At 55.1% G+C, this 22061-nt stretch carries 16 protein-coding genes; 3 read left to right on the top strand and 13 right to left on the bottom strand.

Translation table 11 applies throughout. From position 1 onward, the window contains the following. The 10 genes from NZ823_16805 to NZ823_16760 all read right to left on the bottom strand — a co-directional run. Positions 1-745, bottom strand: a 745-nt coding sequence (locus NZ823_16805; protein MCS6806788.1) for a COX15/CtaA family protein, incomplete at its 3' end; no start/stop codon positions are given. Then, the gene (locus tag NZ823_16800; protein MCS6806787.1) at positions 742-1719 is read right to left on the bottom strand and encodes a carboxypeptidase regulatory-like domain-containing protein; all 978 of its coding nucleotides are present in this window, start codon (positions 1717-1719) and stop codon (positions 742-744) included. The genes NZ823_16800 and NZ823_16805, both read right to left, overlap by 4 nt. 143 nt (positions 1720-1862) lie before the next feature. After that, positions 1863-5063 (bottom strand): c-type cytochrome, encoded by a 3201-nt coding sequence (locus NZ823_16795; protein ID MCS6806786.1) that lies wholly within the window; start codon positions 5061-5063, stop codon positions 1863-1865. Between the two features lie 10 nt (positions 5064-5073). Beyond that, positions 5074-6051: a response regulator gene (locus NZ823_16790; protein MCS6806785.1), complete on the bottom strand. Its 978-nt coding sequence runs from the start codon at positions 6049-6051 to the stop codon at positions 5074-5076. 269 nt (positions 6052-6320) lie between these two features. Further along, positions 6321-7520 carry a FecR domain-containing protein gene (locus NZ823_16785; GenBank protein MCS6806784.1) on the bottom strand — a complete coding sequence of 400 codons (1200 nt, stop codon included), beginning with the start codon at positions 7518-7520 and terminating at the stop codon, positions 6321-6323. A 173-nt stretch (positions 7521-7693) separates the two neighbouring features. After that, complete coding sequence (locus NZ823_16780; GenBank protein ID MCS6806783.1) at positions 7694-8182, bottom strand: dihydrofolate reductase; 489 nt, start codon at positions 8180-8182, stop codon at positions 7694-7696. Further along, positions 8179-8973, bottom strand: coding sequence for a thymidylate synthase (locus tag NZ823_16775; GenBank protein ID MCS6806782.1), 795 nt, complete (start codon positions 8971-8973; stop codon positions 8179-8181). The genes NZ823_16780 and NZ823_16775 overlap by 4 nt, the downstream gene beginning before the upstream one ends. A 16-nt stretch (positions 8974-8989) precedes the next feature. Then, positions 8990-10717, bottom strand: coding sequence for an AMP-binding protein (locus tag NZ823_16770; GenBank protein ID MCS6806781.1), 1728 nt, complete (start codon positions 10715-10717; stop codon positions 8990-8992). A 290-nt stretch (positions 10718-11007) separates the two neighbouring features. After that, the gene (locus NZ823_16765; GenBank protein ID MCS6806780.1) at positions 11008-11622 is read right to left on the bottom strand and encodes a hypothetical protein; all 615 of its coding nucleotides are present in this window, start codon (positions 11620-11622) and stop codon (positions 11008-11010) included. A gap of 309 nt (positions 11623-11931) precedes the next feature. Next, positions 11932-12699, bottom strand: coding sequence for a DUF1573 domain-containing protein (locus tag NZ823_16760; GenBank protein ID MCS6806779.1), 768 nt, complete (start codon positions 12697-12699; stop codon positions 11932-11934). Between the two features lie 1167 nt (positions 12700-13866). On the opposite strand from NZ823_16760, the gene NZ823_16755 reads away from it, so the two are divergent. Both NZ823_16755 and NZ823_16750 read left to right on the top strand, forming a co-directional pair. Continuing rightward, a complete protein-coding gene (locus NZ823_16755) occupies positions 13867-15561 on the top strand; it encodes an alkaline phosphatase D family protein (protein ID MCS6806778.1) in 1695 nt (564 codons plus the stop codon). Between the two features lie 234 nt (positions 15562-15795). Then, positions 15796-17115 carry a homoserine dehydrogenase gene (locus NZ823_16750; GenBank protein MCS6806777.1) on the top strand — a complete coding sequence of 440 codons (1320 nt, stop codon included), beginning with the start codon at positions 15796-15798 and terminating at the stop codon, positions 17113-17115. Between the two features lie 430 nt (positions 17116-17545). Here NZ823_16750 and NZ823_16745 read toward each other — a convergent pair whose 3' ends face one another. Further along, positions 17546-18640, bottom strand: a complete 1095-nt coding sequence (locus NZ823_16745; protein ID MCS6806776.1) for an aminomethyltransferase family protein — start codon at positions 18638-18640, stop codon at positions 17546-17548. A gap of 259 nt (positions 18641-18899) precedes the next feature. Between NZ823_16745 and NZ823_16740 the strand changes: the two genes are divergently transcribed. Further along, positions 18900-19292 (top strand): hypothetical protein, encoded by a 393-nt coding sequence (locus NZ823_16740; protein ID MCS6806775.1) that lies wholly within the window; start codon positions 18900-18902, stop codon positions 19290-19292. Between the two features lie 138 nt (positions 19293-19430). Here NZ823_16740 and NZ823_16735 read toward each other — a convergent pair whose 3' ends face one another. Both NZ823_16735 and NZ823_16730 read right to left on the bottom strand, forming a co-directional pair. Continuing rightward, on the bottom strand, positions 19431-20303 hold the full coding sequence (locus NZ823_16735) for a diacylglycerol kinase family lipid kinase (protein ID MCS6806774.1): 873 nt from the start codon (positions 20301-20303) through the stop codon (positions 19431-19433). A gap of 463 nt (positions 20304-20766) precedes the next feature. Next, positions 20767-21957, bottom strand: a complete 1191-nt coding sequence (locus tag NZ823_16730; GenBank protein ID MCS6806773.1) for a tetratricopeptide repeat protein — start codon at positions 21955-21957, stop codon at positions 20767-20769. Positions 21958-22061 lie beyond the last annotated feature (104 nt).

Genomic DNA, 22061 nt, shown 5'->3' with positions numbered 1-22061 from the left:
AGCCGGCGCGGCCACGCGCAACGTTGCGGTCAAAGCAATTCGACCAGCTTGTGGCTTGGTCGGCTCGGTTCCAACGACCCGTCCATGCTGATGGCTCAATGCGCTTGTGCGACGCCGACGAGATGACTTGGCTAACCCCCGCCGGGGAAAATCCGAAATCCGAATCTCGAAATCCGAAACGTTTCGAGTTTCGGATTTCGTGCTTGGGATTTCCCCGCATGGGCTTGGGATTTCCCTCGAAGAGGGCGTTGGCCATCTCGAACCAGGCGCGTGAGGTGAAGACGGTGAGTCCAACGATGAGTGAGAAGAATGTTTGAGCCAAGCACGCATGAATGATTGCTACAGGAACGCGGTACTCCAGCAACAGCACGCGCACGCCGCCCAACAGCCCTTGAAGCACGACAGCGATCAGCGCTAGCAGACCGAGTTGACGGACCCACCGGCGTGGCTCATCGCGCCACAACACGATGTTGAGCAGAATCGTCAGCAATCCCACCGTCGCGGCGATGACGCGGTGACCGTACTCGAAGCGCACATTGCCGACCAGTTGCTCCCACGGCACAATCCGACCGAAGTTCAGCGGCCAATCAGGAACCGAATCCCCGGCTTGCTGACTGGTGACCAGGCCGCCGGCAATGATCAGAATGAATGTCGCGACCGCTGTCACCAGTGAAAAGCGGTAGCGTCTGGGGGAGTATGCTCCCCCAGGCGTGACCGCGGTCTTTTCAACAGGTTGAAAAATCACTCGTGCTTGTCTCCGTTGCAACAAGGAGCAACCATCGCCGGCATCATCTTGAGCGAGCTAGGCCCATAAGCTTGATCAGCCCTGTAGGTGAAGTCAAGCGTCTTCGATTCCTTGGCACCAACCGTCACTTTCTGCGTTTGGGATTGGTACTTTTCGTGCCATGCTTCAATCTCATATTCGCCCGGCGGCAGCCCGCTGATTGTGAAGGAGCCATTTTGATCAGTCACCGCATAGAACGGATGATCCAGCACGCCGATATAGGCTTTCATCCAACTGTGTTGGTTGCACACAACTGGAATCATTTGCTCAGGCCGCGTGAATGTCTTGGTCAACACCACACCGGGAGGCTGCGATTCGTTCCATTCGCGGTTGATCTTGGGGATCGGATGGACGTTGTGCGTTGTTTGGTCTTGCGTCGTGACTCTCAACGTTTGATTGGCCATCATACCGAGCACATGTGGCTTGTAAATACATCCCTCTTGGTCAAGTACCGCCGGCTCGCTGGGCACCGGGAAGCTGTAGTTTAATCCACTACGGACGAAGATAAAGACGTTTTTCAGTGTGCCGTTGGGATTGACGACCACTTGCTCGGAAAAAACGGGACCCTTATGCATGGCTGCACAGGCCGCATCGGAATCCATCATGAGCCTGGCCATTTTCGGTGGTGTGCCCTCAAAATTGACCTTGCCTGTGATGGTTGCTTCAGCGCCTGTCGGCGAATACGGTGGCTTGGCTGAGGCGACCTCAGTCGTCTCAGTCTCGCCCGGTTCTTCAGCGATCTCATCGGGATTGCCACACGCGGCGCTGAACACGAGGAGTAATCCTATAATAACCCCTGCGGGGAAAGTCCGAAACACCAAACCCGCATAGCGGGAAATCCCAGGCACGAAGTTCGAAATCCGAAACGTTTCGGATTTCGGATTTGGGATTTGGGATTTCCCTCCAAGAGGGTCTAATCTCTGATAACTTTTCATAGTAACGCTTCTCCTTGGTCCTTGGTCCGTGGATCGTGGTCCGTGGATTGCAAGTTGAATCACGGATCACGAATCACGAACCACGAATTCTGTTCTAATCTGTGTAATCTGTGGCTTCATTCCACGGATCACGGATCACGAATCTAATGACTGATTGCTGCCCGCAGCACGCGTTCGCGTCGGGCAGGTGGTCGGCCCGGGCTCGCGCTCGATGCCGATGCCATCGGCGAGCTTGCCAACAATCGAGCTTGTTCTTGTGGCGTCAGTTGGAACATATACCGCACGAGCAATTGCACGTGATCTTTGGTGTAGTTCTTGAACGCCTCAGGGATTGGTCCGGCAAAGACCCATCGCTGACCGTCGCGCTTGAACAAACCCGATGGCATGGCCGTGCCCGGAGCAATTGCTTGCGGGTCAATCAGCCAGCGCGCTGTCCAATCGGGTTTCAACCGCTCGGCCGCGAGCAAGAAATTCGGCGCCGTGGCCAGCCGGTCGTGAGCAGGATTGCCGGTCATGTGACATTTCAAACAGGGCGCCGCCTTCGATGTAAACAGTGCTCGCGCCAGATTCTGTTCTTCCGGCGTCAACGGATCAAGTTTCTTGGCGATATACGGCTGCGGTTGCGATGCCAACGCTTCAAAGAAATTGACTAACGTTTGCAGCTCGTTCGGCGAGAAATAAAACGTTGGCATTCTAACCTGCAGGTATGACCGCACACCGTTGCGATCCAGGTTTTTTGGATCAAGCGCCGGATTGTTGAGGAAGTGCAACAACCAATTTGGATTGACGCGCGCGCCTTGTTGGATCAACGAGGGCGGCAGTTGAGCTTTCATGGCAGCGTCTTGAAATCGGGGAAGCTGACTCAACGCCGTCTGCTGACCCGGCATGAACACGTGACAACCCATGCAGTTATATTTCTTGACGACCCACCAGCCTTCCTGAATGGCTCGCGCTGGCCCCTCCTGTTTGGCACGGAACTCGACAGGGATTTGCGTTTCCACGCTGCCCAGCAGCAACGTGGTCAGAGCCTGAATCTCATCCCGGGTCAGTTCGATGTTAGGCATGCGCAACAGGTCTTCACGAGGTCGTTCACGGCCTGTGTCGTAGATGGCTGGGTTTTCCAGTTTGCGCTCGAAGAAGCCTTTGTGGTTATACCATTTTTCCTCGCGCGCTTTTTGTTCAAGTAGACCAAAATCCAGTTGCGGCAGCGGCTTTGAACCTTCTTTGGTCAGCTCCGTGCCGATGCGCTGCTCGTTTTCCAGGCCGGCGATTTCATGGCAATTGGCACAGCCATAGCGTTTGGCCAGTTCCCGGCCTCTCTGAGCCAGCTTGGTGTCATCCATGAATGGCGCAGGTGGATAGTTCACATTATTGCGTTTGAGGCTCGTCAGGTATGTGGCAATGTCACGCGCTTCCTGTTCGGACAGGCGGAAACTGGGCATGACCGTCATCTGAACGACTTGCAATTCATAGCCATCATTGGGACACGTCGAGTGATCCTGGTCGAACACGAATGGCAGATTGTGTTTGGCGTAGTCTTCTGGGCCGAGGTCACGTTTCTCTTTGGGGCAATAGGGTCGCGAACGCTGGCGTGGGTTATGCACCCAGCGGACGATGTAGTCCAGATTCGTTTTCTCGCCCAAACGCGATAAGTTCGCGGCAAAGTCACCACCTATGCGCCCGGCGCCTTCACCGATGGAGTGGCACGCAAGGCAGCCACGCGACTCAAACGCCTCTTTGCCTCTGACCGGGTCTCCTGGTTTTTGTGGAGGCAGCGTCGGGCTTGAGTAAGCGCTTTGCCAGATGAATGCCGAGAGCGCCTGGACTTCATCGTCGGTCAGCCGAAAGCGCGGCATCTTCGTGCCGGGACGGAACGCCTGCGGGTCTTTGAGCCAAACAGGAATCCATTCCTTGCGCAGTTTAAGCTTGGCTTCTTTCAGATTCGGACCGACCATCTTGCGGTCCAACATGAGGTACTTGGCCTTCTGATTGAGCGCGTCAATTCGGGCATCCAGTTCGCTATTTTTCACCCTGAGTCGCTCAGCTTGCGCGTTGAGCTGTTGAGCCTCTTCGTTGGAGCGCGCGCGGTCAGCCTCGCGCGTGAGGCGGGCAATTTCCAGCAGATTGGCTTTCTGGGTCGTTTCAATTTTGATCATTTCTTGCCGCGCGGCAATCAAGTAATCTGTTTCTTTGTCAAATCCTTCATAGCGATGGCAGCCGACGCACCCTTTGTTTTGGTAGAGGTCGCGTCCTTTGGTGAGGATCGGCGCGTGGTCCAACACACGATCATTTTGGTGGCATTGAACACATCCAGCTTCGTAGTTCCCTTTCGGGAAGAGCGGCCAGGGCCAATGCTTGTTAGTGCCGTGGGCATATTCAATGCTCTTGGTAGCACGGCCGTTTCCGTTATGGCAGGTGGTACATCCGAATCTTTCCGGGTCATGAATCGTGAGCAATTCGCGGTTGGGATGGCTGATGAATTCGCGGCGCCGACCCATGTTGGCAGCCGTCAAAATAACAGGCTCGCGTGTGCCCAGGTGACACGATTCACAACGGTCTACCAGCCCGATCTTTTCAATGTTGATTTGCTTGATCTCAATAGGAAATTGTTTGAGCTTTTCCTGAAGTCCCCTGATTTGCGCCGGCGTTAACCCAATCAGGTTCTCTTTCAGGTAATTCTCTCGCTTCTTGCTCAGTTCAGTAACCTTCTCTGTCAACTGCACTCGTTCACTCAGGAGCTTCGCTTTTTCGTCCTTCAGTTGGTTAAACAAGGCTTGCAGTTGGTCGAAGTTCAGCTTTTGCGGTTTTACCGCCTTGGGATTCGCTTCATCAAGCAGCTCCACTTCGACCGCCTCGTTCTTCACTTCTTGAATCTCGTTCCGATATGACTGTTTCTTCTTCTCGCTGCTGGCGTGTTCCAGGTCATACGTGATGGCCGCAATGCGCGAGCGTTTATCTTGAAATGGGCGGGAGACAATTTCGATCTGCTTGTTAATGAACGCTACGCGTTGATCAATCTCCTTGACACGCGAGGCTACCTCCCGCTCGGCCACTTCCAGCTCTTGCACGATCTGTTGATACTCGGCTGATTCGGTCACCCGCTTTTCTTCAGCGCGTTGCTCGCGTTCCAATTTCTTCAGGTGATTCGCATAGAGCCGCACAAAGTCGCGTTGATAGTCCTTCCATGGACGCTGCCCTTCCAATTCGTCCCAGAGCGCCCAGATCAACGAGAGAATCAGCAGCGTGGAAAAAAGCAGCGTCGGGCCGCTCAGCGATTTATCGGCAATCGGGTCATCGGGTGGCGTATCGTCAGCGGTGGATGGCAGATTTTCTCGTTCTTCCATAACTCCCTCTTCATCCCCTTTGAGGGAAATCGGAAATCCCAAATTCGAAATCCGAAACGTTTGGCATTTCGGGTTTCGTGCTTGGGATTTCCCCGTAGGGGCCCGAGGTCTCTTGTTGTATGACGGCCGGAGGCGGCTCATCGGCCAACTGCTCAGCAGGCTGAGACTCAGCAACCGGGGCCTCATGCAAGGGCTGGGGCGCATCAGGTATGACCTCTGAAAGCTGTTGTTGAGTCTGCTGTTGCTCAGCGGCTGCTGTTGTCGGGGTTGGCATGGAACCGGGCTGCGCAGCGGCGCTCAGCAGACTGTCGAAATCCCGAAAAATGGTTCGAGTCGGCGGCGGCTCATCGGTGAACACAGCATAATCATTCGATTGCCAGTTGATGATTTGACGGAAAGCAGGTTCACCGGTTTGATCCTGGGTCACAGCATGAACGATTTCGCCGTCTTGGTAGTAAATCAATCCCTCGCTTGCACCGGCTCGCACCAGCAGTGTTTTGTGAGCGCGACTCACATGGAAAAGATGAAGCGTGTCCAACAGGCTCAGCGCAGCGGCTGATTCAGGCTCAACAGACGCGCCGACTTCAGGCTGATCTTGTCCGGTCTGGCTGGCCATTGCTTGCTCAATGGCCGATTCCAGCCGTTCCATCGGAAAAGGCTTCTCCAGATAGAACAGAGAGCCGCGTTTGACGGCTTCCTGTTGCAGCTCTGGCAGGGCGTAGCCGGTCATCAGAATGACGCCAATGCCCGGATGATGGCGACGAATTTGTTTGAGGAGCTCAATGCCGCTGACGCCAGCCATTTTGATGTCACTAATGACCAGGTCCACTGGCTGCTGTTGGATCCACTGGAGGGCGCGTTCGCCCGAGTTGACCCATTGGGCATTGTAGAGGTTGGGCTGATCTTGGAGATTCTCCGCTAGCCACTCGGCGAAAAATTGCTCGTCATCAACGACCAACACATTGATCGGCTTCTTCCTTTCAGCCATGAGTTCCGTCTCCTTGAGCCCTCAGCCCTCTTCGAGGGAAATCCGAAATCCGAATCTCGAAATCCCAAACGTTTCGGATTTGGGGTTTCGTGCTTGGGATTTCCCCACAGGGATTACGAATCACGAATCACGAAGTCTGTGCTAATCTGTGTAACCTGTGGCCTCATTCCACGGATCACGAATCACGGTTCAAGTAAAAAGGCCCCACCAGGATGAATATCCTGTTGGAGCCTTTCCAATCAGAGAAAACCGAGTGATTGGTGTTATTCTCACTGCTGTTTAATGCTGCCGCCGCTGGCCTTGCCACTTCCGGCAGCGTGTCCGCCCGGTGCCGGAGCGGCATGTGCGCCGCCAGAGTGACCACCACTGTATCCACCGCCAGCTTTGTTACTACCGCCCATGTAGCCGCCGGACGGCGTGCTGATGATGCGGGTGTCCATGTCAGCCCCGCGTGGCGTGCGGCCTGAAAAAACGCCAAACTGAGCGTCGCTGCTGGGCACTACCTCTCGGCCCTTGCGCGCTTGATCAGCCCAAGGTTTCGTTGCTCGAACTGGCGGACTCCCACCGGGGCCAGGCGAACCTGCTTGTCCGCCGTAATTGCCGCCCGTGTCAGTGCCGCCCGCGTAACCGCCGCCGTAGCTGCCACCGTAGCCGCCGCTGTAGCCGCCCCACGGCAGGAAATAGCCATATCCGTATGGCGACCAGAAGCTATAGCCCCACGGCAAGAATGTGTAGCAGCCAAAAAATGGGTCAAAGATCCATGAATTCCAGCCCAAGCGCGGCCAGCTCCATACTCCCATGCGTTGGACTAGCGATTGATTAGCTGCCACAAGCAGTTCAGCGCGGTCGGCGCTCCACAGATCAAAGTCATCTACTTGATTGGGATCAAACTTGGCCAGTTCGTATTCCTTGCCAATGATCAACGCGCGACGATTCTTTTTGACTTTTTCCAGCACGCCATCAGCTCGCAGAAAGTGAGCTTCGCCCTCTCGGACTGTGAGTGTCATCGCGTCTGAGACGATGTCAATCCGATAGAGACCTTCTTTCTTGAGGCGTACGGTGGTGATCGGCGTTTGCACAGTGATCGTGCCTTTATTGGGTAGGTCGCCGATTTCCAGGATCGCCGAGCCTGAGACAAGCTCGACGGTCACGCTTGTTAAGTCTGTGTTGAGCATGGCCAGTTCAGCGTTATTAGCCAGACGAAGGAACGAGCCAGGCATCAACAGGATTTCGGCTTTACCTTCATTCTGAGTTTTGAGGCGGTCCCCTTCATCAAGTTGGAGATGCGTGGGAACCCGTTTCCAATCTGGGTCTGCCGCAGTGCGATAAGTCACCGGGCCAGTCGTGTAGTTGACTAATCCGCCACGAGCTGAGACGACGTACTGCGCGGAGGTCGAATGCGCTGTCATCAGCAGTAAAGCTGCGGCGGCCACCACTGTTGGGAGAGTGACTGGAATCCGTTGGTTCATGGCATAATCCTCCGGCGTCAAAAGTAACATTCCACTTGACTCAGTGTCAACCAAATTGCCGCGTTCTTTGTAGCAAAAAATGTGCCTCAGGCCGCAGCCCTCTTCCAGGGAAATCCGAAATTCCAAGTCCGAAATCCCAAACGTTTTGGATTTGGGGCTGGCGTGCTTCGGAGTTACCCGCAGGGGCGAATGTAGGTCAGGAAACTGTAGGCATACGGGTTTTTTTCATCAGGTTGGTGGTGCTCGTGATCGGTGAGAACCCACTCTGTCTCAGCGTAGTGAGGGAAATAAGCGTCGCCAGTGAACTCGCTGTGAATCAGCGTCAGATAGAGGCGGTGAGCCAGAGGCAATGTCTGGCGATAGACTTCTTCTCCGCCGGCGATGAAGAGGGTTTCGCCTTTGACCAGCGAGAGAGCTTGCTCCAGTGAGTGAGCCACCAGGATGTCAGGTGCGACGAAATCACGTTGACGGGTCAGGACGATGAGGGTTCGTCCCGGCAGCGGACGATTTATTGAGGCAAAGGTTTTTCGCCCCATGAGCAGATAATGGCCCATCGTCAGATGCTTGAATCGTTTCAAATCGGCTGGCAATCTCCAGGGAAGGGCATTATTGAGGCCGATCACTCGGTTGGTTGCCATAGCCGCAATGATGAAGATATTCATACAGCCACCGGCGCTTTGATGGGTGGATGTGGGTCGTAACCGCTCAACGTGAAATCCTCGTAGGTGAAATCGAAGATGGAGGTCACGCGTGGATTCAGCGTCATTTGAGGAAGCGGTCTCGGTTCGCGTGTCAATTGCAAGCGGGCTTGCTCAACATGATTCAAGTACAAGTGAACGTCTCCCAAGGTGTGAATGAATTCACCCGGTTTCAACTGACAGACCTGCGCCACCATCATCGTCAGCAGAGCATACGACGCAATGTTGAACGGCAGGCCAAGGAATGCGTCAGCGCTGCGCTGATAAAGCTGACAGGACAATCGCCCGTTGGCGACATAGAATTGAAATAGCACGTGACATGGCGGCAATGCCATCTTATCCAGCTCAGCCACATTCCACGCGCTGACGAGCAACCGGCGGGAGTCAGGATTGGCGCGAATTTGCTCAATCACCTGCGAGATTTGATCAATGCGGTTTCCTTCCGGCGTTGGCCACGAGCGCCATTGCGCTCCGTAGATCGGGCCCAGCTCGCCATGCTCATCAGCCCACTCGTCCCAGATCGTAACCCCGTGCTCATTCAGGTACCGGATGTTGGTCTCGCCCCGTAGAAACCAGAGCAGTTCGTAGATAATCGAACGCAGGTGCAGTTTCTTGGTGGTCAGCAGCGGAAAGCCCGCGTCCAGGCGAAAACGCATCTGGTAGCCGAACAACGACAGCGTTCCTGTGCCAGTGCGGTCTTGTTTTTGCACGCCGTGATCAAGAATATCCTGGAGCAGTTGCAAGTAGACTTTCATAGTTGCCGACAAACGTTCATGCCTCGCCTTGAGCGGACACATGCTTGGTTGTTTCAGTGTAGAGATACCGCTTGATCTTCCGCGTTGTGGTTTTGGCAAATTCTTCATCGCGCAGCGTGAATTTACTGACGCGCTTGTAGGGGGCTAGGTTTTTGCAATGTTCATTAATCTCCTTGCGGATGATCTCTTCGATTTGTTGACGCGTCAGCGGAGCGCCTTGGCCGCCGAAGTCTACGTCGAGTTGTTCGAGGTTGGGAACGACGATCGCTTGCACTTCCGATTGGGCGGGATCAGGGCCGCCCCAGACGAGCACTTCCAGAATATAGGGACTCTTCATCAATTCACGCTCGACTTCTTCGGGTGAAATGTTCTTGCCGTTCGGCGTGACGATCAACGCTTTTTGCCGTCCGTGAATGTAGAGGTATCCTTCGTCATCGAATGAGGCCAGGTCGCCAGTGTTGAGCCAGCCATCCTGCAAGACTTCGGCCGTTGCTTCGGGATTTCGATAATAGCCTTGCATGATGTTGTCGCCTTTGACCCACAGCACGCCGTCCACGATTTTGGCTTCCATTTGATCCATGATGAAACCGACGGCATCATCCTTGAAAGCTTTATCGCGGTTGACGGCAACTAGTGGCGAGGCTTCTGTCAGCCCATACCCTTGAATGAAATTGATGCCGAGTTCGCGAAAGCCGCGGGCGACTTCCGGGTCGAGCGCCGCGCCGCCTGAGATCAAGAGCCGCAATCGTCCGCCGAGTTTCTGATGAACCTGAGAAAAGAGTCGTCGCCGTATATTCAATCCGAGCAGCTTTTCGGAAAGGTCGGCAATTTTTTTCGCCTTTTGGAATTTGGATTCGCCCTTTTCTCGGATGGCCGCCCGAATTCGCTTGTAGAAGGTTTCGTATAGCAATGGCACGCCGAGCATCACGGTCGCTTTGACTTCGGCCATATTCTCTGCCACACGGCGCAAGTTCTCAGCATAGGCGATGGTTGCACCACGATACAACGCCACGAGGAATCCGGCTGTGCATTCGTAGGCGTGATGCACCGGCAGCACAGACAGAAACAGGTCCTTATCGTCCACGTAAACCGACTTAGTAGTTTGCATCACATTGGTGGCGATGTTGCGGTGCGTCAGCATGACGCCTTTGGGATTGCCCATCGTGCCCGAACTAAACAAAATGGCCGCGACGGTGTAAGGCAGGATGGTTTTCTGACGAAATGTTTTGTCGCCCTTTTTGACGGCCCGTCGTCCCTCCTCTTGTAGTTGAGAGACGGTGACAAGATTTTTGTGGCCGTTACGATCATCCATACAGATGATCTGCTGCAACGCTGGCAGTCTCGGTTGCATAGCGAGCAGCTCTTCCACGTACTTTTCCGAGGCGACAATCATTTTGGCGTCGCAAAAATGGAGGATGTGAAAAATCTCCTGACTGCGCAGCTCCTTATCAATCGGCAGACAGGTTGCGCCCGAGCAAGCCACGGCCAGATAGGTCATAGCCCATTCGGGTCTGTTTTCTCCCAGGATGGCGATCCGATCTTCCGATTGCATGCCCCGGTGCGTCAACGCTGTGGCCAAATGTTCGACAGCTTGATACAGGTCCCGATAGCTGATCGGTTGCCACTTGCCTTTTTCCTTCCACAGCAGAGCGGTTTTCTTAGCGTAGCGCTGACAGCTTTTTTCCAACAGGTCCTTCAGGTCGGTGATCGGTTCGACCTGATAAAAGGGGTAATTTGCTCCCATAAGACCTCCTTGTCCCTGCGGGGAAATCCGAAATTCCAAACCCTCTTGGAGGGAAATCCGAAATTCCAAATTCGAAATCCCAGACGTTTCGAATTTCGTGCTTGGGATTTCCCCGCAGGGGCCTAATGTTTAGGAAGGCGCTATCATAATCCGCTGGCTGGCATCCGTAAAGTGGTTCTCGGCGAACAATGAGCAGGGCCTGCCCCTGCGGGGAAATCCGAAATTCCAAATTCGAAATTCCAGACGTTTCGGATTTCGGATTTCGTGCTTCGGATTTCCCTCGAAGAGGGCTAAGGGGTAGGGAAGTGGAAGTCAGCAGCGCCAATGACTTCTTTGTTGCCGGGCGGGTCGCGTTGCACAAATACAGCGAAACCGAGGTTCGCAGCAACCCATTGGTTATTCAGGTTGACCGTTCTGGTGAACGTTTGGGTGGCTCCCGGCTCGAAGATGCTCAAGTTGGCTTCATCCAGAATATCGCGCACGACCCAGTCAAAGTGGCGCTGACCGTTGAGCGCTCGGAAATTGATGTTGTCTTCGTAGAGCACGAAGCGAACCTTGAGTGGGCCTGGACCGCTCAGTGGCGCCAGCGCCTCGACGGTCACGGTCAACTGCGCCTGAGGCGGATCAGAATCAGCCTTGAGCATGGCGGCCCCGCTGATACGAACGAGGCTCGGAACATTTTTTCGGCGCTCATACGAGGCGCGGTAGCGGTTGTAGATGTTAATGTCGTTGGGATTGCTGCTGCCGCCTTGCAGCAGCTCGACGCCATCGAAGACGGAGACCGGCCGGTACGGCCGTTGGTAGTACTGATCTCGTTGTCTGTTTTTGGCGATGGCAAACGCGCTATCCAGGGTATCGTGGTAGGCCACAATCAACAAATGATCGCGACCGACTTCGCTTTGCAATCGTTCCAGCGCCCCGCTGGTTCCAGGGCAGTTCGGTCAGTTGGTCGAAGTGAATTTTTCTACAAAAACGAGTTTGGTGATCGGCTGCTGAGCGGACGACTGAAACGTGGGCGTTGAGCTGAGCGCTACTAGGCAAGCCGCGATTCCCAGTAGCGTCAAACATCGAAGCGGGTTCTTTCTCATAACAACATCCTCCAAGCCCCTGCGGGGAAATCCGAAGCACGAAATTCGAAACGTTTCGGGCTTCGATATTCGGAGTTTGAGTTTCCCTCGAAGAGGGGCTAGTGTGCTCCGGCAACCTGGCCTATGTCAAGCTGTCGGGGCCGCGCCACCACCTTGGTTGCTTGATTTGGGCGGGGCAGTGATGGTGGTGGTGATGGCAATAGGAATTTGGCTGAGCTTTGGCTTATTGGTCACAATGGTGAGCAGAGCAGCGACCGTGCCTTCGCTATCGCGCGGGCCAAGCCTGACCGTGATCTCGTAGCGTTGACCTTTCTCCAACGTTTTCAGTTGGGCTGAATAGTCGTTGTTGTTCAATTCCAGCGCCTCGATGGAGAGTGGCGATGTGTCGCGATTGACCAACGTCAACGTTCCCACAGCCGCTTGTCCTGTGTTGACCTGCAACGAGAGCGACGGCGAAGGCAGCACATCAATGAGTGGGCGCGTGATGGCTTTCATGCCCAGGAGGACTGAAGGATGAGCCGGATCGTTAGTGTAAACCCATGCTGTCGCTTGGACGGTCGAACGAAGTATGGGCGTCTTCGTTGTCAGCACAACGCGACCTTCCTGACCGGGCGGAATGAGCTTTGTATACTCCGTGAGAATGCAACCGCAGGAAGGTTTGACATCTTGAATGAGCAGGTCGGCCTTTCCTACGTTTTTGATCTTGAACGCATGTGTCAAGTCAGTTCCGGCTTCGACAGCGCCGGCATCATGGATCGTCTCCACAAAGACAGCTTGAGGCGTGGGCTTTTGATCTTGTTGAGCATGCTCGGAGCGATCCTGGGCGATGATGGAAGTCGCCAATAACAAAACAGCGATGCTGACAGGAAGAGAACGAACGACAGCCCAATTCATGCGACCTCCTGATCTCTGTGGAAACTTTGCATATTGAAGGCGCATTATACACCTGGCAGGTGAATTGTTGCAGGTCATTTTTGATGGTTGGGCTTTTGTGCGATGAATAAGGAATCGCTCATGAGCTGACACTCATCACGAAAAATGAGAAAAAATTCTTTCGCGTTGGTGGCGTGTTTCGGGGGAATCGTTGTTCGTGTGCTACTGCACGCCATGAACAATGAGAATGACTCTCACGGAGACACGGAGAGCACGGAGAGGTTCAGTTCGCCGGTCTCTGTGTTCTTAGTGTCTCTGTGATGAAATGTTTTCACGGAAATTGTGCATGAGCGGGGGCACGCCACGAACGATGAAAATGCTGTTTTGAAGGGAATCGTCCATGAGATGAGGTTTACCACGAACGATGAAAATGGCGCACAGGCAGAAGCGTCTGTGCCACATTCTCGAGAGGGTGTGGAGCGAGGCGCGAGATGACTGACGTCCGATAACACATCTTATGGCCCAACTGCCAACAAACCAAAAACACAACCACCAAAGCAACACCAACAAGGGAGCCGAGGCATAGACTTCGTCCCGAGCTTTTCAGAGCCCCCACACTCACTAGTGGCTGACGCAGGTAGCTACACACTGGCCTTTTCTATGGCAGCGGTGCTCAGTTGTTGGGACGATCTTCTGCGTGCATGGCATCAAGCTAGTTGGGTTGGATAGAACGCCGATGAGATAGATGCGGTGGGGTTGGAAAAACGCCGTTGAGATGGATGCGGCGGATTTTCACGGACTGACCCGTGTTGATCAGCCGAATCCGTGTCATCCGCGTTCCATGAGCTTCCCGGACCCGGTGCCATTGTTCTACATGTGCCCCTGCTGACAAAATTCAATAGCTCCTGAGCCCCCGTGCCCCTGCGGGGAAATCCGAAATCCGAAGCACGAAATCCGAAACGTTTCGGATTTCGAATTTGGGATTTCGGATTTGCCTCGAAGAGGGCTTCGGATTTCCCTCGAAGAGGGTCACGCTTGTGCCCTTGACTTCTCTCAAACGAATTCATAATCTGCTCTGCGCCCGGTGGATGACAGCAATTCGTTGGCGGGCATGTGCTCGATTTGGAAAACACCGGTCACAACCGTAGAGACGCTCCCGCGGGACGCTCTCACGTGAAGGAGGAGAATATGAAGAATCGTTTGCTGATAATCAGTTTACTTCTGCTTTGTTTAGTGGTGCTCGGCATGCCGAGCGCATTGACTCAAACCGGGATGGCGGCGCAAGCTGGCTTGCCGAACCTGGTGGCTGCCGGTGATGTGACCCAAACATCAGCGGTGTTGTGGGCACGAAGTCAAACGGTCGGCGTGGTCACGTTCGAGTACGCGCTGGATGCCAACTTCACCACGATTCTCGGTCAAGCGCAGGCGTTGGTGACGGACCCGTTACAACCAGTCAAAGTCAGCATCACTGGGCTAAGGCCGAACACGGTCTACCACTACCGCGCGACTGACGCGATGGGAGCCAGCAGCCGTGGTCGGTTCCGGACGCCAGCAGCCCTAGGAAGTCGCCTTGGCTTGCGATTCGGCGTTTCTGGCGATTGGCGCGGTGATCTGGCTCCCTACCCGTCTGTGCGCAACGCGCCGGAATTGGACCTGGCGTTCTTCGTTGCGCTGGGCGATACCATCTATTCTGACTATCCGTCGCCTGATGTTCCACTGGCGCAGACGCGCACGCTTGAAGAATTTCGCCGCAAGCACAACGAAGTGTATTCAACCCGAACCGGCCTCAATACGCTCGGAGACTTACGCGCGTCAACTGCCATCCTGGCGATGATTGACGATCATGAAGTGACTAACGATTTCGCCGGTGGAGCGCCACCATCGAGCGATCCACGATTCTCTGATATGGTGCAGTTTATTAACGACACCGAGCTTTACGAAAATGGACTGCAAGCCTTCCAGGAGTATAATCCGATCAACGACGAGTTCTATGGCGACACCGGCGAGCCACGCACGGCAAACGAGCGAAAGCTCTATCGCTCGATCACCTATGGCAGCGACGCTGCCGTGTTTTTGCTGGACGCCCGCTCGTTCCGTGATGAACCGCTTGAGCCGGTTCGCGACATCACCAACCAAGATGAGGTGCGGCAGTTCCTGATCGCCGCGTTCAATCCGAATCGCACCATGCTCAGTCGCGTGCAACTGGAGGAGCTGAAAGCAGACCTGCTTCGAGCGCATCTGAACGGCATCACATGGAAGTTTATTATTGTGCCTGAACCGATTCAGAATTTCGGTCCACTGGCTGCTGAAGACCGATTTGAAGGCTATGCGGCTGAGCGCAATGAGTTGTTGGCGTTCATCCACACGAACAATATCAAAAACGTGGTCTTCATCGCGGCTGATATTCACGGCACTGTGGTGAACAACCTGACCTACCAGACTCACGTTGGCGGCCCGCAAATTCCTACCAGCGCCTGGGAGATCACCACCGGCGCGGTGGCTTTCGACGCTCCCTTCGGCCCAACAGTGGTGGCACTGGCGGCGCAGGCCGGCTTGCTGACAGAGGCTCAGGTCAATGCCTATCGGGCGCTGCCGCGACGTTTGCGTGACGCATTCCTGAAAGAACTCATGGACACCGTCATTGAAGGATACGGCTACGACAAGACCGGATTGGAAGGATCGGGTATTGATGCCCGGCTTATCACAGGCGGTTACGTCGCCGTGCACACGTACGGCTGGACAGAATTCAGGATTGACGCCACGTCGCAACAACTGCGCGTCATCACATACGGGATTGATCCTTACACGCCAGCGCAAGCGGCTGGCGCAGCCAATCGGCGCCCATCGGTGGTCAGCGAATTTGTTGTCAATCCGAGAAACTGAGTCATCAACCCCTGCGGGGGAAATTCGTGATTCGTGATCTGTGGAATGAAGCCACAGATTGCACAGGCTAGCACAGAATTCGTGATTCCTGATCCGTAACCCCTGCGGGGAAATTCGAAGCACGAAATCCGAAGCCCCAAACCCGCGCAGCGGCAAATCCCAAGCACGAAATTCGAAACGTTTCGGATTTGGGATTTGGGGTTTCGGATTTCCCTCGAAGAGGGAGGAAGGTTCATGTCTGAACGAGAAATCCGGGTGGCGATAGCTGGTTTCGGGACCGTCGGTCAAGCTGTGATCCGGCTTCTACGGGAAGAGGCTTCACGCTATCGCGAAGAGATAGGGGTTCCGCTGCGGCTGGCAGTCGTGTTGGACCGCTCAATTCGGCGCAAGGATACGCGCTTGCTTGACTCGAGCGTCGTCATGACCGATTCGCTCGACCAGTTTTTTCAAACGCCTGCCGACATCGTGGTTGAATTGATTGGCGGTCACGAGCCGGCTGATTCCATCATCACCGCAGGTCTGCAACAAGGCAAAGCTGTCGTCACGGCAAACAAACTGTTGCTTGCTCAACATGCCCGTCGGTATTTTCAACTGGCCCGTGATCATAATGCCTACCTGGGCTTTGAAGCTGCTGTAGCTGGTGGCATTCCGATACTGCGGGTGTTGCGACGGGCCTTGTTTGCAGATCGAATCGTGCGGTTGCGCGGCATTCTCAACGGCACGTGCAATTTCATTCTCTCCGAAATGAGCCAATCAGGCCGCGATTTTCAGGACGTTCTGAAAGAGGCGCAGGCGCGCGGTTATGCCGAAGCTGACCCGTGGCTCGATATTTCCGGTCGCGACACGACCGATAAACTCTCTATTCTGAGCCTGCTGGCTTTCGGCAAAACAAGCCAGCCTGAGAAAATTCCTACACTGGGCATTCAGGCCATCTCGTTCGTTGATTTTCTTTACGCCAACAAACTCGATTACACGATCAAGCTGTTGGGTGTAGCCCAGCGCAACGGCGATGAGATCACGCTGCGCGTCAGTCCATTTTTGACGCACCGGCGGTTGCCGCTGGCAGCGATCGGGGGCGCGCTCAACGCAGTTGAAGTGACGGGCAACAAGCTCGGTTCTGCGATGTTCACTGGCCGTGGCGCCGGCGGCGACCCGACAGCAGTATCTGTGGTAGCTGACATTCTGAACGCGGCGCTCTGGAAACAAGAAGCCGCGCCGTTTTACCTACAACCTGTCTTTCATCGTGATTCAGCCGAATCGCCTGATACAGCCGATCCCGCTACTACCGAATCAACTGAGGTGTATCCTTTCTTCCTCCGCTTTTTCGTCAAAGACCGAACCGGCATCATTGCCGAAGTGGCCAGCATTCTGGCTCGCCACCAGATAAACATCAATTCGCTTTGGCAGGAACCTTGGCCAGACCTGAGCAACCTGCCATTTGTGATTACGATTGAGCCAACGTTATTCTCGACTATGCAACGGGCGCTGGCAGAGCTGAGTCAGCTCGAATTCAACAGAGTTCCGCCGCTAGCATTACCGATGCTCAATGAATAGGGGAATGGGTAGCACTGTCGTGTGATGTGAGGCACGCTGCGAGATCCGTAGACCCTGTGCCCTGCGGGGAAATCCGAAATCCGAAGCACGAAATCCCAAACGTTTGGGATTTGGAATTTGGAATTTCGGATCTCCCTCCGAGGAGGGGGTTTGCGGGGCGGGTGCTGATTGTTGGTTGGTGGTTGGTGTTGGGTAGGTTTTCAATCGTTATCAGACCTAGGTGGATTTTCAATTACATTTAGAGCGATTTTCGATTGCCTTTAGCCTGCTGGCCCCGTGTCTTGCCGGCTACTGCACGCTGCAAGCGAGCGCTCCCAAGGTAAACCGATTCGCAAATCGCTCTAGCGTAGTCGCCCCGAATCTTGTGAGCTGACGCACGCTCGAAGCGTGCGCAGGGCAAACTCATCCAGAAACCGCTCGAGGAGAATTCCTACGCCACCAAATCAACGCCCGGATAAAACGGCAACGTCGAAACCACCGCCGGCACTTCCCCACCGCGGGTTTGCACGACAAGCTCGGTGTCCGGCTGGCTGTATTCTCGTCGCACATAACCGAGGGCAATGGGTGCGTCCAGATAAAACGAATGAACCGCCGATGTGATGTAGCCAATCGCCCGGCCATCGCTGACAATTTGATTGCCCTGCTCCGGGCAGGCTGTTTTGTCAAATCGCAAGCCAACCAATTTCCTATTGACGTGGCCACGAAATCGGATGCGCGCCATCGGCTCCTGGCCGACGTAGCAGCCCTTTGTCCAGTCCAGAACGTAGTCAACTTGCGCTTCCTGCGGAAAATGGCTGTCATCCATGTCTACCCCATACCAAGGCGTGCCGGCTTCAACGCGCAACACATTGAACGCGGCAAAGCCAACGGGCTGCAAGCCGTATGGCGCGCCGACGTGCAACAGATGTGACCAGAGCGACGCTCCCATCGCAACCGGCGCCATCAGTTCAAATCCGCTCTCTCCGGTCTCTTGAACGTTGATGGCACGCAGTGGGATGTTGTTGACATGAACCTGCTGGTGCTGCAATTGCTCGCTGATGGCCACCTCCTGCTGCAGGAGAGCTTGCAGCAGCCGGACGGCGTGAGGGCCTTGCAATGACAGCTTGACGAACTGTTCGGTGACATCTTCGATCTCCACCCGTTGACTGAGCCGGTACAGAGCGAGTTTCTCTAACAAAGAGGCGCGAGCAGCCGGCTCACTCTCGAGCAAAATCGTATCTTCCCCGATCAACACTCTCATTACGGCGATCATCTTCCCTTGCGGCGTCAGCAATGCCGCATGGCATCCACAGCCTCCGGGCACGCCCTTGATACGCTGCGACAAAATCCGATGCAGAAACTCAGCCCGGTCAGGTCCAGTCAGTGTGATCAACGTGCGATGACTGATGTCAATGATACCAACGGCGCTTCGGACGACTCCATACTCCTCGCCGACACCGACAAACCGATCCGGCAATTGCCAACCTTGGTATTCGGTGAACGTGGCCCGCCGCGCCTGATAGAGACTGTAGAGCAATGTCTTCATTGGCGGCTAACATGCCATAAAACCATAAGCAGGTCAAGCAAGAGCACCCCTGTCCAGACAGCCGTAGCCAGGCCAGCCGGCAGCCGCGCACGGCTCTTCAATGCTGAGCATCGCCTGTCACGTTTATTCCATAATTGAAACATTCGTTACGGATCGTCGCGCTAACCTTCTCATCCTATAGCGGCACGCCATTTGCTCAGCTCATCAGCGGGCGCCGAGCGACTAGGATTATTGTAGCCGCGGCGAAGGTGAATAAAACATGAGACCATCAGAAACACGGCAAGCACTAACGCCCACTTCAGCTCGCGGCAAGCACGAGGAATCGCCGGCCACCAGCGCGTTGGGACTGGGATTTTTGATTGCGGTGGTGATTGTCTTTCTGGTCGTCTACTCCTCAGAGACCTCATCGTCTATCCCACAAGGTCAGGCCGCTGATACGCCTCGGGCAGCGGCCAGCACGCCGACCGGTGGGCGGTACATGTCACCCGGCACCATCGAAGGCTACACAGGTTCGGTCTCCTGCGCCGGTCTGCAAATGGCGCCGGGCAGCGGCCGGTTCGTGCCTCGAGAAATACTGGCGGCCTGCCGACGATGCAACCAAGGAGACGAAGACGCCTGCCGTCAAGTCCACCAATATATCGTCGGCCGATAAGCCCAACGCACTACAGCCCACTGCAACCCCTCCGGGGAAATCCGAAGTCCCAAATCCGAAATTCCAAACGTTTCGGATTTGGGATTTCGTGCTTGGGATTTCCCTCGAAGAGGGCCTGGGATTTCCCTCCAAGAGGGCTCAGGGAGCAATGATTCGGAGAACGCGAGGCACGACTTCAATAGTCACCGGTATTTGTTGCAGGTATTCCCCATCGCCAAATAAGTCCATTGCACGAGTTGAGTGAATGGTGATGCGCCGCGCGCGATGAATTTCTACTGCCGGATGAGCTACGTGTCCACCATGATAAATTCGCGGCAGGTTTTTCAGCAATTCTAACCGGGTTGTCTGCTTCACAATGCAGAGGTCCAACCACCCATCATCCATCACAGCCTGCGGCACGATACGCACGCCGCCGCCATAACTGGCGCCGTTGCCCACAGCCACGAGCATAACCGGACCAACGAAACGATGGCCATCGTAGATGACTTCCACAGGTTGAGGCACAAACTGAGAGAGCGCGCGAAAGAGAGCATTCAGATAGACTGCCCGGCCCCGCAACCAAGCCGAATTTTGATTGGCCAATCGGTTGACTTCAGCATCAAAGCCAGTCCCGGCCACAGAGACATAGGCATGAGGGCCTGCTCGCGCAACGTCAATGCGTCGAGTCTTGCCCTGCTTGATCAGGGCGCAAGCTTTTCGATAGTCGGTGGGCAAACCAAGGCTAGAGGCCCAATCATTGCCGGTGCCAACTGAAACGAGGCCCAGTGTGAGGTCTGAGCCGAGCAGCTCTTGAAGAATGTAGTGCGCTGTGCCATCTCCGCCGCACGAGATGACACCATCATATCGCTGCTGCACAGCCATGTGAGCCAGTTCTCTCAGATGTTGCTGACTGCGGCTTATGACAAACTCAATGGCATGCCCGGTCGCCTCCAAGCAGCGACGTATCTCCGGAATGAGCCGACCACATCGGCCCCGGCCTGCTGTTGGATTGGCAATGGCAAGATAGTTCACGCGCCCCTGCGGGAAAATCCCAAGTCCATGCGGGGAAATCCGAAGCACGAAATTCCAAATTCGAAACGTCTCTGATTTCGGATTTGGGACTGGCGGATTTCCCTCGAAGAGGGGTTGGGATTTCGGATTTCCCTCGAAGAGGGTCGAGGGGAGCAAGATAGCAAACTCCTAGCAGCAAGAGCAAGGTTCATGGATAACGATCCGAGAGGCCGCCCCTGGGGGGAAATCCCAAGCACGAAATCCCAAATCCGAAACGTTTGGGATTTCGGATTTGGGTTTTCGGATTTCCCTCCAAGAGGGGCGGCAGGGTCAATCAGCGATCTCATTACCTGCTCGCCTCACAAATTTCAAAGGAACCGGTGATGTGCTATCGCACGCACGAAGACGGAAAATGGTGTAGCGCAAGTTGGCAACTTGCGCCACCCCTATTCTCAAAGGAAGATGAATGGTTCAGCAAGCAGTCTTAACGTTGAGGCGATTCCTTCGCCGCAGCCGATGAACCATCTGATGACAAAGCAGTGCGCGCCTGCGCTCGCTCCAGTTCAACGATCTGCGTATGAATCCGGGCGGCCTCGTCAATGCGCCCTTTCATGCGCAGCGCCGATTCCAGATTGCCCAACGCCCGCAACGAATCAGGTTTGAGCCGAACAGCCAGCTCCAGATGTGCCAGCGCCTCGTCCACCCGGCCGGCCCGCAGCAGCAGGTGACCGATATTGTTTTGTGCTGCTGCCTCGCCCAACGCTTGGGTGAAGTGATAAAGCGCCTTGTCCCATTTCTGCTGCATGGAATACGCCATGGCGATGTTGTTGTGGGCGTGGCGGTCGCCCGGATTCATCTGCAACGCGCGACGATAGGCCTTGATGGCTGCGGCGTACTCACCTTCGAGGAAGTACGAATAGCCGATGTTGTTGTGAAGCCGGCTATCATGAGGCGTCAACGCAAGCGCCCGGGCATACTGCTCGCGGGCCCGTTCATGATAGCCTCGCTGATCCCAGCAGATGCCGGCCTCAACGTAGATCAGAGGCATGTCTGGTTGCAGCTTGGCCGCCGTCATGAACTTGGCCATCGCCAGATCATACTGTCCTCGCAGGCGCAGCGTCCGACCCAACAAAATGAACGCATAGGTGAAATGCTGATCCAGCGAGGTGGCCATATCAAATTCGTATGCCGCTTCATTGAGCAACCCTTGTTGCAGATAGAGTCGCCCCATGTTGTAGCGAACCAGCGCGTCATAAGGCCTGGCAATAAGCTCTTCACGATAGCGGGCAGCCATCTCCGGCGTAATCACGCCATCTAACGTGATCGCTGGCGTTGAAGCCGCAACCGGCGCGGATGCGTCTGCTGCCGGAGCTGCCGTGGCCGTTTCACCGGCAGCAGGCGTCGCTTCCGGCGAAGGTTGATCGGCAGGCTCAGCGGGTTGGCCGGCGCTATCTTCAATCGCTATGACCGGCTTGATGTCGCTGTTGGCCTGCTCCGCAGAAGCGGACGGTTGAGGTTGCGAACGGTCAAACAATTGCTGGGTTTTGGCCACAACAGTTTGCACCGGCCTGACAAATAGTTTCCTCATGCCTGCCATGAGCCGACCGGTACAACCGCTCGTCGTCATGACCAAAGTCAGCATGAACACCACCAAGAACACTCGTTCTCTCTTCATGATTAACCTCCTGAACCCCTGCGGGGAAATCCGAAATCCCAAATCCGAAATTCTAAACGCTTCGGATTAACGATTTCATGCTTGGGATTTCCCTCCAAGAGGGC

It is taken from the genome of Blastocatellia bacterium, assembly GCA_025054955.1.
GTDB lineage: Bacteria > Acidobacteriota > Blastocatellia > HR10 > J050 > JANWZE01.
The sequence above is the reverse complement of the archived record's forward strand: the minus strand, read 5'-3'. Positions and strand labels throughout refer to the sequence as shown.